At 60.1% G+C, this 11850-nt stretch carries 15 protein-coding genes; 13 read left to right on the forward strand and 2 right to left on the reverse strand.

From position 1 onward, the window contains the following. Positions 1 to 251 precede the first annotated feature (251 nt). Together GOX88_RS15745 and GOX88_RS15750 are read left to right on the forward strand one after the other, a co-directional pair. Positions 252 to 455, forward strand: coding sequence for a hypothetical protein (locus GOX88_RS15745; RefSeq protein ID WP_170403769.1), 204 nt, complete (start codon positions 252 to 254; stop codon positions 453 to 455). Positions 456 to 597: 142 nt separating this feature from the next. Further along, positions 598 to 1263: a Crp/Fnr family transcriptional regulator gene (locus tag GOX88_RS15750; protein ID WP_170403772.1), complete on the forward strand. Its 666-nt coding sequence runs from the start codon at positions 598 to 600 to the stop codon at positions 1261 to 1263. Here the strand turns inward: GOX88_RS15750 and rpe are convergent. Beyond that, positions 1260 to 1946, reverse strand: coding sequence for a ribulose-phosphate 3-epimerase (rpe, locus tag GOX88_RS15755; RefSeq protein ID WP_170403775.1), 687 nt, complete (start codon positions 1944 to 1946; stop codon positions 1260 to 1262). The two genes, GOX88_RS15750 and rpe, sit on opposite strands and share 4 nt — an antisense overlap. Before the next feature lie 163 nt (positions 1947 to 2109). Here rpe and phnC point away from each other — a divergent pair, with 163 nt between their 5' ends. From phnC to GOX88_RS15780, 5 genes are all read left to right on the forward strand, one after another. After that, positions 2110 to 2931, forward strand: a complete 822-nt coding sequence (phnC, locus tag GOX88_RS15760) for a phosphonate ABC transporter ATP-binding protein (RefSeq protein WP_170404480.1) — start codon at positions 2110 to 2112, stop codon at positions 2929 to 2931. Positions 2932 to 2997: 66 nt separating this feature from the next. After that, positions 2998 to 3900 (forward strand): phosphonate ABC transporter substrate-binding protein, encoded by a 903-nt coding sequence (phnD, locus tag GOX88_RS15765; protein WP_170403778.1) that lies wholly within the window; start codon positions 2998 to 3000, stop codon positions 3898 to 3900. Positions 3901 to 3968: 68 nt separating this feature from the next. After that, positions 3969 to 4850, forward strand: coding sequence for a phosphonate ABC transporter, permease protein PhnE (gene phnE / locus GOX88_RS15770; protein WP_170403781.1), 882 nt, complete (start codon positions 3969 to 3971; stop codon positions 4848 to 4850). Beyond that, positions 4847 to 6214, forward strand: coding sequence for a phosphonate ABC transporter, permease protein PhnE (phnE, locus tag GOX88_RS15775; RefSeq protein ID WP_170403784.1), 1368 nt, complete (start codon positions 4847 to 4849; stop codon positions 6212 to 6214). The genes phnE (GOX88_RS15770) and phnE (GOX88_RS15775) overlap by 4 nt, the downstream gene beginning before the upstream one ends. A gap of 23 nt (positions 6215 to 6237) precedes the next feature. Further along, positions 6238 to 6852, forward strand: a complete 615-nt coding sequence (locus GOX88_RS15780) for a chloramphenicol acetyltransferase (RefSeq protein ID WP_170403786.1) — start codon at positions 6238 to 6240, stop codon at positions 6850 to 6852. Between the two features lie 165 nt (positions 6853 to 7017). On the opposite strand, the gene phnF is transcribed toward GOX88_RS15780, so the two are convergent. Continuing rightward, on the reverse strand, positions 7018 to 7728 hold the full coding sequence (phnF, locus tag GOX88_RS15785; RefSeq protein ID WP_170403789.1) for a phosphonate metabolism transcriptional regulator PhnF: 711 nt from the start codon (positions 7726 to 7728) through the stop codon (positions 7018 to 7020). Between the two features lie 103 nt (positions 7729 to 7831). Here phnF and phnG point away from each other — a divergent pair, with 103 nt between their 5' ends. From phnG to phnK, 6 genes are read left to right on the forward strand one after another with little or no spacing between them, the layout of a single operon-like run. Further along, positions 7832 to 8290, forward strand: a complete 459-nt coding sequence (gene phnG / locus GOX88_RS15790) for a phosphonate C-P lyase system protein PhnG (RefSeq protein WP_170403791.1) — start codon at positions 7832 to 7834, stop codon at positions 8288 to 8290. Next, on the forward strand, positions 8290 to 8865 hold the full coding sequence (gene phnH / locus GOX88_RS15795; RefSeq protein ID WP_170403794.1) for a phosphonate C-P lyase system protein PhnH: 576 nt from the start codon (positions 8290 to 8292) through the stop codon (positions 8863 to 8865). Before phnG ends, phnH begins: the two co-directional genes overlap by 1 nt. A 3-nt stretch (positions 8866 to 8868) precedes the next feature. Then, a complete protein-coding gene (locus GOX88_RS15800; protein WP_170403797.1) occupies positions 8869 to 9960 on the forward strand; it encodes a carbon-phosphorus lyase complex subunit PhnI in 1092 nt (363 codons plus the stop codon). After that, positions 9957 to 10226: a hypothetical protein gene (locus GOX88_RS15805; protein ID WP_170403799.1), complete on the forward strand. Its 270-nt coding sequence runs from the start codon at positions 9957 to 9959 to the stop codon at positions 10224 to 10226. Before GOX88_RS15800 ends, GOX88_RS15805 begins: the two co-directional genes overlap by 4 nt. Then, positions 10223 to 11083 (forward strand): alpha-D-ribose 1-methylphosphonate 5-phosphate C-P-lyase PhnJ, encoded by an 861-nt coding sequence (locus tag GOX88_RS15810; RefSeq protein ID WP_170403802.1) that lies wholly within the window; start codon positions 10223 to 10225, stop codon positions 11081 to 11083. The genes GOX88_RS15805 and GOX88_RS15810 overlap by 4 nt, the downstream gene beginning before the upstream one ends. After that, a complete protein-coding gene (phnK, locus tag GOX88_RS15815) occupies positions 11080 to 11850 on the forward strand; it encodes a phosphonate C-P lyase system protein PhnK (RefSeq protein WP_170403805.1) in 771 nt (256 codons plus the stop codon). Before GOX88_RS15810 ends, phnK begins: the two co-directional genes overlap by 4 nt.

An 11850-nucleotide genomic window follows, 5' to 3' on the forward strand; every position in this document is an offset into this window, starting at 1 on the left:
AATTCGCACTCGCGAATGATCAATCGGAAAGGGCGTCCCTCGGGGCGCCCTTTTTCTATGCGCGATCCTGCGGATTAATCCTGTCTTCATCATTCGGTAAAGGAGCGGCCCCATCTAAGTCTTGAGGCAATAAGCGCCGGGCCCGAGCCATGCCATTTGTCCTCATGTTGCAATCATATCCGCTTGAACGCATCAATTGCCCGCACCGTGCGCGGGCCGATACGCCAAGGGGTCAGAAGATGGGGAAGACCATGTTTGGACTTCAGTTCGTACAATACGGCACTCGCATCCTGCACAGTAAAGATCTGGATGACATGCAGACAGCGATCCTTGGTGAAGAGGGGTCCGAAGGCGGCGCTGGCGGATCGCAACCCAAGAAAATGGTCAAGCTGACAGCCTGCTACTCGGGCCATCCGAACAAGCACGCACCCCAGCAGCGTTTGTCCTCCAAGTAGGCCTTCGCCTTTTCCGGTATTTGACGCCCGGTTCGGGAGATGCACAGATTTCTTCCATGCCGGGCAACGGCACGGCTAAACTCACCTAGCACCCTTAAAAGCGCACCGCAGGATGTGGCGCGCATGGCAGATGAGGCACGGTATGGTGGGTTTGGACCTGTTGGTGAATGCGGCGAATGTCTTTTACCTTATTTCGTATTCGGTCCGGGACATTTTCTGGCTGCGGGTGCTGACTGTGATCGGGGCGCTGATCCTGTTGCCCTATTACTATCTGCAAAGCACGCCGCTTTGGGCGCCGATCGGGTGGAACCTGTTTTTCACAGGCATCAACATCTTTTGGATCATACGCCTGTTGCTTGAACGTCGCCCGGTGCCGTTTACCGACACGGAACGGCGTCTGTACGAAACTGCGCTGCGCAGTTTCAGCGAACGTGAAGCGTATAACCTGCTTAAGTCGGGCGTCTGGAAAACCGTTCCGGCCGGAACACAGGTTTTGACGCAGGGCGACCTCGTTCCACGTCTTTCGCTGATCGTGGACGGTGAATTCGGCGTCGAAATGAATGGCAATCGTGTCGACACACTGGGCGAGGGGCGTTTCCTCGGCGGGACAGCGTTTCTGAGCAGGGACCAGAACTTTACGGCGCCGGTGACCGTGACGGCGCTTGGGCCGTCACGTGTCATAGATTGGGACATGCCCGAGTTGAACGCCGAACTTCGGAAACAGCCAGACCTGGCGATTTCGATAGAAGCAAGCCTCGGGCTTGAAATCTCGCGCTTTCTGCAAACTGCGAGGGTTCAGATCGCTTAGAACGCGCTTTCTGCCGCAGCCCGAACAGCGCGGATGTTTTCGCCGTAGACCTCGGGATTGGACACCGACCCGCCTTTGAAAACGGCGGAACCAGCAACCAGAACATCGGCACCCGCTGCCGCCACCAGAGGCGCGGTCTGCGGATCAACGCCACCGTCGATCTCGATATGCACGGGGCGGTCGCCGATCATCTGACGCAGCTTGCGCACTTTGTTGGTCATGTCGATGAACTTCTGACCGCCGAAACCGGGGTTCACGGTCATGACACAGACCAGATCAGTCAGGTCCAGCAGATGTTCGACCGCTTCGGCAGGGGTGCCGGGGTTCAGCGCGACACCGGCCTTCATGCCGGCGGCACGGATGGCCTGCAGGGTGCGGTGGGTGTGCGGCCCGGCCTCGATATGGGCGGTCAGGATATCCGCACCGGCGTCCGCATAGGCCTGAATATAGGGATCGACGGGCGTGATCATCAGGTGCACGTCCATCACCGTCTTTACATGCGGGCGAAAGGCTTTGACGGCGGGCGGGCCGAAGGTCAGGTTCGGGACGAAATGGCCGTCCATCACGTCGACATGGACCCAATCGGCGCCCTGGGCCTCGATGGCTTGAATCTCTTGCCCGAAATTGGCGAAATCGGCGGACAGGATCGACGGGGCGATCTTGATGGTGCGGTCAAAGCTCATGGCGGCCTCGTGTCAGCTGAAGAGTCGCGGTCGCGTATACCTGTGCCGCGCTGCAAAGGGTAGCCCCCGCGACTCGCGCGCCGTTACAAAACTTTCACCACTCTGACACACAGCCGTTGAATGGCCTCTGTAGCTGACCGCCAACATGAATTGGGGGTGGCACGTGCTGCGGATCGAGAAACTGACCAAACGCTTCGGCGACAATGTGGCCGTGGATGCGGCGACGCTGGATGTGGACAAGCCCTGCATGATCGGCATCATCGGTCGGTCGGGTGCGGGCAAGTCCACCTTGCTGCGGATGATCAACCGCCTGACGGATTCCAGCGACGGTCAGATCCTGTTTGAAGGCCGTGACGTGACCCAGTTGAAGGGCCGTGATAAGCGCGCCTGGCAGGCCGAATGCGCGATGATCTTCCAGCAGTTCAATCTGGTTCCGCGCATGGATGTGGTCTCGAACGTGTTGCACGGCACGCTGAACCGTCACTCAACACTGGCGACCATGTTCAACCTGTTCCCGATGGATGAAATTCACCGCGCCATCGACATTCTGGCCCGTCTGGGCATTGCCGAGCACGCGCCCAAACGAGCTGAGGCCCTGTCGGGCGGTCAGCAGCAGCGCGTCGCAATCGCACGCGCCCTGATGCAGGATCCCAAAATCATTCTGGCGGACGAACCCATCGCCTCGCTGGACCCGATGAACGCGCAGGTGGTGATGCAGTCGCTGCGCCGCATCCACGAAGAGGACGGCCGCACGGTCATCGCCAACCTGCACACGCTGGACACCGCGCGCCGGTACTGCGACCGCGTGGTCGGTATGCGCGACGGGCGCATTGTTTTCGACGGACTGCCCGAACAGCTGACCACCGGCGTTGCCCGCGAGATTTATGGTGCCGATGCAAGCTTCTCGGAAGAGGCGACCTCGACCGAGATCGAGACGCTGGACGCCACCCAGAAGGCCCTGATGGAAGCCGAAGCCACCATCTGAGCCAACCACCCCCTTTCATCGCCCGGTCCGGTGAAAGGCCGGGGTAATCAAACTGGAGAGAGACAGATGAAAAAAATTATTGCTGCGCTGGCGGCGACCACTGCACTGGCCGCACCTGCCATGGCCGAAGAAATCAGCGAATTCCGCATCGGCATTCTGGGCGGTGAGAACGCTCAGGATCGTCTGAACAACAACGAATGTCTGCGCGTTTACACCGAAGAAGCGCTGGGTGTTCCTGCGAAACTGTTCGCACCAGCCGACTATAACGGTGTGATCCAGGGCCTGCTGGGCGGCACCATCGACGTAGCCTGGCTGGGCGCGTCGGGTTACGCGAAAACCTACCTGTCTGACCCCGAAGCTGTTGAGCCGGTTCTGGTCAAGGTCAACACCGATGGCGGCTACGGCTATTACTCGGTTGGTTTTGCCCGCAAAGACAGCGGCATCACCTCGCTGGAGGACATGAAGGGTAAGGCTTTTGGTTTTGGTGATCCGAACTCGACCTCGGGCTATCTGATCCCGTCGATCGAAATTCCTGCCGCCACCGGCGCGACCATGGACTCGGGCGACTACTTCGGCGAAGTGAAGTTCACTGGCGGTCACGAACAGACCATCGTCGCCGTCAACAACGGTGACGTTGATGGCGGCGTGACCTGGGCCGACGGTCTGGGCGAATGGGAAGACGGCTACCAGTCGGGCGCCCTGCGCCGTGCTGTGGATGCCGGTCTGGTCGACATGAACGACATGGTTGAAATCTGGAAATCCAAGCCGATTCCGGAAGGTCCGGTTGTGGTTCGCAAGGCACTGCCGGAAGATGTCAAAGCCAAGGTGACCGCACTGTGGGACACGCTGAGCGAGAAAGACCAGGAATGCTTCTACGGCGTGGCCGCGGGCGAAGCCAAGAGCTTTGATCCGATCACGCATGACGCCTACGAAGTCATCATCGAAGCGCGCAAGCTGAAGTCCAACTAAGCCTGCACACCCAATGATTGGGGTCCGGTGACGAAACCGGGCCCCGTTTTTCCTCTCAGGAGCATTCCATGACAGACCTGACTGCTGGCCCCCCCAGCGTTGACCAGATTCGGGCCGACTATGCCGAGATGACCCGGCGCAAGCGTGCCTATGGTGGTATCCTCCTGATCGTGTTCGTGGCCATGATGGCCGCAGGGTTCCGCATGGCTGACGACCGTAACGCGGGCAGTTTCATCGACGGCTGGCACCGCATTTTTGACTACCCGTCCGAGGTTCTGTCCGAGGCGTGGGAAAAGATCGGGGCCATGCCGGAAAATCTGGTCAAGTTTTTCCCGGCGCTGGTCGAAACGCTGAACATTGCCGCGGCCTCGACCCTGATCGGCACCATCGTAGGCACGTTTCTGGCGCTTATGTCGACACGCGGCATGGCGCTTTGGCCCGTGCTGATCCCTCTGTTCCGGCGCATCTCGGACATCTTCCGGGCGATTCCCGAGATCGTCATCGCGCTGGTTCTGATCTTCATTCTGGGCGGCGGGCCGGTGCCCGCGATGATCGCCATCGCGATCCACACCGCCGGCGCACTGGGCAAACTGTTTTCCGAGGTGAATGAAAACGCCTCGCTCAAACCGGTCGAGGGGCTTCAATCGGTAGGCGCAAACTGGTCGCAGCGGATGTATCTGGGTGTTATCCCGCAGGTTGGGCCGAACTACGTCAGCTATGCCTTGCTGCGGTTCGAGATCAACATCCGCGCCTCGGCCATCCTTGGTTTCGTCGGTGCGGGCGGTCTGGGCTATGAGCTGCGCAATGCGATGTCCTGGGGGCAGGGCCGTTACGACGAAGCGGCCGCCATTTTCATCCTTCTGTTCGTCACAATCGTCGTTGTGGATCAAATCTCGGGTTATCTGCGCGACCGTCTGGCCCACGGGTCGGAAAAAGGAGCCACGGCATGAGCACATTCGCAACCAACCTGACAGTTGATGAGCTCAAGGCCGAGGCGGATCGCATGTTCAGCCACAAACGGCTGGTGAATTTCGGCCTGCCCGCGCTGGTACTGGCCTACCTGGTCTACGTGTTCTTTGCCTTCGATGTGCCGGGTCTGGCGGCGCGGGCGAAATGGGAAAACGGCAAGACGCTGGTGTCGGACAGCTACAGCTACAAAACGCATATCGAGCGGGACAACCGTTCGGGCGAGGTGTCCGCCGCCATCGAGGGCGAGCGCAAGGGCACGTACCCCGAAGGTCAGGCCCCGGACTGGGTGACGCTGGGCGAGACAACGGTGATTGATCTGGAAGACGGTCATATCGTTCGTTTCGGTCCCGAAATGGTCGAATATGACATCCCCGGCTATGGCATTGTTCGGGCGACACCAACCCGTGCGGCCGGGGTGCAGGTGGAATTGCCCGCAGGTGACGTGCCAGACTGGATCAGCGTGTCAAAAAACCGATTGACCGTCACTACGGATGCGGGGCGCCTGACCGTCACGCGTAACCGGTCCGAAGTGTTCCGGTATTTCACCGGGTGGGAGCTGTTCTGGTTCACGCTCGACAGCCCATACTACGGCAAACCCTTCCCCGAACTGGCCGGGCGGGCCATGAACGGTGAGGCCGGTGCGATCCTGAACGATTTCTGGACCAACAAGATGTGGCGGCATCAGGACGTGGCCTGGGCTATCTTTGAGACCATCCTGATGGCGTTTCTGGGCACGTTGGGTGCGGCGATTGTGGCTTTGCCTTTGGCCTTTCTGGCGACGCGCAACTTCAACCCGATGAAAACCGTGCGTTTCGCAACCCGCCGTGTGTTCGACTTTGTCCGTGGCGTTGATGCCTTGATCTGGACCGTGGTTCTTGCCCGCGCCTTTGGCCCCGGCCCGCTGACCGGTGCGCTGGCCATTCTGGTGACCGATACCGGCACCTTCGGCAAGATATTCTCGGAGGCGCTGGAAAATGTGGACAACAAGCAGATCGAGGGCGTGCAATCCACCGGGGCTAACGCACCGCAACGCTATCGGTTTGGCGTGATCCCGCAGGTGACACCGGTGTTGCTGAGCCAGCTGCTCTATTTCCTTGAATCCAACACCCGCAGCGCCACCGTGATCGGCGCAATCACCGGTGGCGGGATCGGTCTGCTGCTGACGCAGGCGATCATCACCCAGAAAGATTGGGAGGAAGTGGCCTATTACATCGTGCTGATCATTCTGATGGTGATGCTGATGGACTGGTTCTCGGGCTGGCTGCGTCGGCGTCTGATCCAGGGTGAAGCGGGTAAAAAGCGCAAACCCCGCGGTCTGAAAGCAAAGCCGCAGCCGTTGGGCTGAGCGAAAAGCTGGGACATAAGATCATGGCACGCTTGCGCCCGGACAAGCCGTTCATCCATCCCGATTGTCAGATCACGAACAGCAGTTTTGGCGAATATGTCGAGATTGGCGCAGGCAGTCGTGTCGCGAACTCGGTCTGGGGGGATTACTCCTATTGCGACCGGACCTGCGATATCGCCAATGCCGAGATTGGAAAATTCGCCAACATCGCCAGCTTTACACGGATCGGAGCAACCGATCACCCGATGGAAAAGGCGTCTCAGCATCATTTCCTGTACCGGTCCGCGGCTTACTGGGATGATGTCGAAGACGATCAGGACTGGTTCGCCTATCGAGCCAGCCGCAAGGCCGTGATCGGACATGACACATGGATCGGCCATGCGGCGATCATCAAGCCCGAAGTGACGATTGGCCATGGCGCGGTGGTGGCTTCGGGCGCCGTGGTGACCAAGGATGTTGATCCGTACACTATTGTCGGCGGTGTAACTGCCCAACCGATCCGCCTTCGCTTCTCGAAGGACATTGCCGAACGAATGCTGGCTTTGGCCTGGTGGGGCTGGGATGCCCAGCGCCTGCGAACCGCGTTGCCGGACTTCCGTTCCCTTGCGGCAGAAGCCTTTCTTGAAAAATACGAATAAGACTGTCGCACAAGAGCACGGAAAGGCTCCCGCACCCGCAGGAGCATCGGCTGCGCCGATCCCCCTTGGCGGCTTTGGGCCCGGCGCCGCGCAAAGCGCGGCGCTACGCCCAACGGGATGAGGCCTCCGCAAGGAGGCTGAAGACGGGCGGGAGGCCCCTGTCGCCTAGTCGTCGTTCAATGTCAGCGTCACCCGTTCTCCGGCAAATACGGTGCGTCCGTATTCAACCGGCACGCCTGACAGGTCGGCGTTCACCCCGATCGAAAACAGGACCGGCGCACCTTCCGGCAATTGCAGATGCAAGGCTTGCGTTGCTGTCGCGGCCCGTGCCGTCAGGCGGGTCGAAACGCGGGTGTAATCCGCGACGCCACAGCGTTGCAGAGCCTTGGTCACGGATTGCGTCTCTTGCAGAGTGGTCAGGATGTCGGGCAGGCGGTCTGCGGGAAAGGTGCTTTGGAACAGGGCTATGGGCTGACCATCGGCCAGCGATAGCCCGTCATACACATGCACCTTGTCGCCTGGCGCCAGTTGCAACGCCTCGGACTCGGTCTCATCAGCGGTGCGCGTGGTCAGCGAGAGGATCGTTTTGCCGGGTATCTTGCCGCTGGCCGAGATGCTTTTGTGGTATCTGACCCGTTTGCCAATCGGATAATCTGTCGGGCGCGCGGCCACAAACACACCTGCGCCGCGCCTTGGATGCACCAACCCTTGTTCCGCCATGTCCGCCAGTGCACGCCGTACCGTGTGGCGATTAACGCCGTGTTTGGCGGCCAGTTGCGCCTCGGTGGGCAGGCGGTCTCCGGTATTGTACCGTCCCTCGGCGATGTCCGAGGTCAGGCTTAGCGCGATGCTTTTCCAGACAGGCGTTTTGCTCATGTCACCAAACTTTCACAGTTCCACGGATTGCGAGACTCACCTTCGAGGTGTAATATTTGTCTAGTTGTATAGTTCACGTAGACAACCCGGCCAAGAGGTTTCGATGGCGGATCACCAAAATATTGCAAATACCGCTCGCCGGGACTGGATGGGCCTTTTGGCGCGTGCACCGGATGACGCGTTGATGGAGTTGTGGGGCGCTGTTGGAACGCCCCCGGGATTTGACTGGCTTCGCAGCCCTGAAGTGGGGGGTGTCATGGTGCGCGGTCGAACAGGAGGCACAGGCGCGCCGTTCAACCTTGGGGAAATGACCGTCACGCGGTGTTCTCTGGTGCTGAAGGACGGCACGGTCGGGCATGGCTATGTGCAGGGCCGGTCAAAGCGCAAGGCCGAAGCCGCAGCGCTGATCGATGCGCTGATGCAGACCGATGCAGCCGAGGACATTCGCGATCGGGTGATCACACCGCTCAGCCAGCAGATGCAGGAAGCCAAAACGGCGCGGGCGGCGAAAGCCGCGGCCACCAAAGTTGAGTTCTTCACGCTTGTACGAGGAGAGGATTGATGAGCGCGCAAACCCAGTTCTCGGGCGGCTTTGACAATGCACCGATCGATGCAGCCCATGCGTTCCGTGCCGCTATGACTGTCATGGCACGGCCCGGTGAGATTCGGTTGATTTCGGGTGCGCAGCCACCCGCGCCTTTGTCTGTGGCGGCGGGGACGTTGCTGCTGACCCTGTGTGATCCAGAGACCCGAGTGCATCTGGCGGGCGACCTGGACACGGGTACTGTGCGCCAATGGCTGACCTTCCACACGGGCGCGCCGATTTCCGAGGCGCCCGAAGCGGACTTTGCCGTTGGATCATGGCAGGAGCTTGGGCCGCTGTCCCAATATCGCAGCGGAACGCCGGAATATCCTGATCGCTCGACCACTCTGATCGTCGAATGCGATGACTTGCAACAAGCGGGTGCAGAACTGACCGGTCCGGGGATCAAAGATACAGCGCGTCTGTCCCTGCCGAATGTGCCTGCGCTTCGGGCGAACGCGGCGCTCTATCCTTTGGGCTGCGACTTTTTCTTCACAAGCGGTGACAGGCTGGCAGCCCTGCCGCGCAGCACGCAGATCAGGGTGGAGGGTTAGGCTATGTATGTCGCCGTCAAAGGTGGTGAGAAGGCCATCGATAACGCTCATGCCTGGTTGGCCGAAGAACGCCGTGGATCGACGGATGTTGCCGAGTTGAGCATCGCGCAAATCCGCGAGCAATTGTCCCTTGCGGTGAACCGGGTGATGGCCGAAGGGTCCTTGTACGACCCGGACTTGGCGGCTCTGGCGATCAAGCAGGCGCGTGGCGATCTGATCGAAGCGATCTTTCTGATCCGCGCCTACCGCACGACACTGCCCCGGTTTGGATATTCGAACCCGGTGGAAACCGGAGAGATGACCTGTGACCGCCGGATCTCGGCCACATTCAAGGACGCGCCGGGCGGTCAGGTGTTGGGGCCGACCTTCGACTACACCCACCGGCTGCTGGATTTCAAACTGGCTGCCGAGGGTGAGGTTCCTGCTGCACCCAAAGCCCAGCCGCGTGAGGAAACGACGCCGCATATTACCGAGTTCCTCAAGGGTGAGGACATCATTCAGGACGAACCTGCCTGCGACGCCACCCCTGGCGACCTGACCCGCGAACCGATGGAGTTCCCAGCCGGTCGCCCCCTGCGCCTGCAATCGCTGACCCGAGGGGATGAGGGATTCGTGCTGGGCATGGCCTATTCAACCCAACGCGGCTATGCCCGTAACCACGCCTTTGTCGGTGAATTGCGGATCGGCAAGGTCGCGGTTGAGATGGACATCCCCGAACTGGGTTTCGCCATCGACATCGGCGAGGTCGAGTTGACCGAATGCGAGACCGTCAACCAGTTCAAGGGATCAAAGACCGAACCGCCGCAGTTCACCCGCGGTTATGGGCTGGTCTTTGGCCAATCGGAACGCAAGTCCATCGCCATGGCTCTGGTCGACCGCGCGCTGCGCTGGGAAGAACTGGGCGAGGACAATCTGGGCGCCCCCGCGCAGGATGAGGAGTTCGTCCTGAGTCACGCCGACAACATTCAGGCCACCGGGTTCCTCGAACACATCAAGCTGCCGCATTACGTCGATTTCCAGTCCGAGCTGGAACTGGTCCGCAAGCTGCGCCGCGAGGCCGAAAAACGGATCACACCGAGGGAGGCAGCAGAATGACCTTAGGGACCAGACTGTTCAGCGCAGGTGGCTTCGGCACGTGTCCGCGGTTCTGCTTTCCCGGATCGGGCGCTGTTGCGTTTCGAACACAGATGCGACGCGCCAACCGAACACCAGACCCCCTTTGGGTCTCTCCGTTGCGCGCGGCGGCGAAGTTTCGCGTGACGGTTATGTCTGAAGAGATATGCCAAAACGAGCAAAACGAACGTGGTAACAACAATTACGTCCATAAAAACACCAATAAAAAAGCGAAGTACAAAAAATGAATGAGTATAATTTCGCATATTTGGACGAACAAACCAAGCGGATGATCCGCCGTGCCATCCTGAAAGGGTTGGCTGTCCCCGGATATCAGGTTCCCTTTGCCAGCCGTGAGATGCCGATGCCCTATGGCTGGGGCACCGGTGGGGTGCAGGTCTCGGCCGCGACCCTGACGCCGGATGATACCTTCAAGGTGATTGATCAGGGCGCAGATGACACCACCAACGCGGTCTCGATCCGCAAGTTCTTCGAGAATACCGCCGGGGTTGAAACCACTGAGGAAACCGAAAAGGCCACGGTCATCCAGACCCGTCACCGCATTCCCGAGGCAAAACTGACCGGGGATCAGATCATTGTCTATCAGGTGCCGATCCCGGAACCTCTGCGGTTCCTGGAACCGCGCGAGACCGAGACGCGCAAAATGCACAGCCTTGAGGAATATGGCCTGATGCATGTGAAACTGTACGAAGACATCAGCCAGCACGGAGCGATTTCGACCTCGTACGCCTATCCGGTGAAAGTGTCGGAGCGGTACGTGATGGACCCGTCTCCGATCCCGAAATTCGACAACCCCAAGCTGGAAATGGACGCAATCCAACTGTTCGGAGCCGGACGGGAACAGCGCATCTACGCGGTGCCGCCTCACACCAAGGTCGTCAGCCTTGATTTCGAGGATTATCCGTTCGAGGCCACCAAGGCCGACCACCCCTGCGATCTGTGCGGGGCCGAGGACAGCTATCTGGACGAGGTGATTATGGATGATGCGGGCAACCGGATGTTTGTTTGTTCGGACACAGATTTCTGTCGGTCCCGCCGCGCGCAGGGCCACGAAGGACGCTTGAGCAAGGAGGGCGCGGTATGACCCCGTTGTTGCAGGTCAAAGGGATACAGAAACTCTATGGCGCGCGGATCGGCTGCACGGGCGTCAGCTTCGATCTCTACCCCGGTGAGGTGATGGGCATTGTCGGCGAAAGCGGTTCGGGCAAATCAACCTTGCTGAACTGCCTTGCGGGGCACCTGGTGCCCGACGGGGGGCAGGTGATCTTTGACACCAGATCCGATGGCCCGGTGGATACGGTGACCATGTCGGAACCCGAACGTCGGATGCTGGGCCGTACCGATTGGGCCTTTGTTCACCAACACGCCCGCGACGGGCTGCGCATGTCAGTGAGCGCTGGCGGTAATATCGGTGAGCGGCTGATGGCTGTTGGCGATCGTCACTATGGCCAGATCCGCGACCGGGCGATTGACTGGCTGGGTCGGGTCGAGATTGACGACGCCCGTGTGGATGACCGCCCGACCGCGTTTTCGGGCGGGATGCAACAACGCCTGCAGATCGCGCGCAATCTGGTGACGGGGCCGCGGCTGGTGTTCATGGATGAGCCGACGGGTGGTCTGGATGTCTCGGTTCAGGCGCGGCTGCTGGACCTGCTGCGCGGGCTGGTGCGTGAAATGGGGCTGAGCGCCATCATCGTCACGCATGATCTGGCTGTGGTGCGCCTGTTGGCGGACCGGCTGATGGTGATGAAGGATGGTCATGTGGTCGAGGCCGGTTTGACCGATCAGGTGCTGGATGACCCGCAACACGCCTATACGCAGTTGCTTGTATCCAGCGTTCTGCAGGTTTGA

This window comes from Ruegeria arenilitoris (assembly GCF_013030985.1).
GTDB classification, from domain to species: Bacteria; Pseudomonadota; Alphaproteobacteria; order Rhodobacterales; family Rhodobacteraceae; genus Ruegeria; species Ruegeria arenilitoris_B.

Bases quoted from the DNA above. Each gene is read 5' to 3' on its own strand.
- phnD (WP_170403778.1), top strand. From the start codon at position 2,998: ATGAAAAAAATTATTGCTGCGCTGGCGGCGACCACTGCACTGGCCGCA.
- phnE (WP_170403781.1), top strand. From the start codon at position 3,969: ATGACAGACCTGACTGCTGGCCCCCCCAGCGTTGACCAGATTCGGGCC.
- GOX88_RS15750 (WP_170403772.1), top strand. From the start codon at position 598: ATGGTGGGTTTGGACCTGTTGGTGAATGCGGCGAATGTCTTTTACCTT.
- GOX88_RS15800 (WP_170403797.1), top strand. From the start codon at position 8,869: ATGTATGTCGCCGTCAAAGGTGGTGAGAAGGCCATCGATAACGCTCAT.
- phnE (WP_170403784.1), top strand. From the start codon at position 4,847: ATGAGCACATTCGCAACCAACCTGACAGTTGATGAGCTCAAGGCCGAG.
- phnH (WP_170403794.1), top strand. From the start codon at position 8,290: ATGAGCGCGCAAACCCAGTTCTCGGGCGGCTTTGACAATGCACCGATC.
- GOX88_RS15810 (WP_170403802.1), top strand. From the start codon at position 10,223: ATGAATGAGTATAATTTCGCATATTTGGACGAACAAACCAAGCGGATG.
- GOX88_RS15780 (WP_170403786.1), top strand. From the start codon at position 6,238: ATGGCACGCTTGCGCCCGGACAAGCCGTTCATCCATCCCGATTGTCAG.
- GOX88_RS15745 (WP_170403769.1), top strand. From the start codon at position 252: ATGTTTGGACTTCAGTTCGTACAATACGGCACTCGCATCCTGCACAGT.
- phnG (WP_170403791.1), top strand. From the start codon at position 7,832: ATGGCGGATCACCAAAATATTGCAAATACCGCTCGCCGGGACTGGATG.
- phnF (WP_170403789.1), bottom strand. From the start codon at position 7,728: ATGAGCAAAACGCCTGTCTGGAAAAGCATCGCGCTAAGCCTGACCTCG.
- phnK (WP_170403805.1), top strand. From the start codon at position 11,080: ATGACCCCGTTGTTGCAGGTCAAAGGGATACAGAAACTCTATGGCGCG.
- rpe (WP_170403775.1), bottom strand. From the start codon at position 1,946: ATGAGCTTTGACCGCACCATCAAGATCGCCCCGTCGATCCTGTCCGCC.
- GOX88_RS15805 (WP_170403799.1), top strand. From the start codon at position 9,957: ATGACCTTAGGGACCAGACTGTTCAGCGCAGGTGGCTTCGGCACGTGT.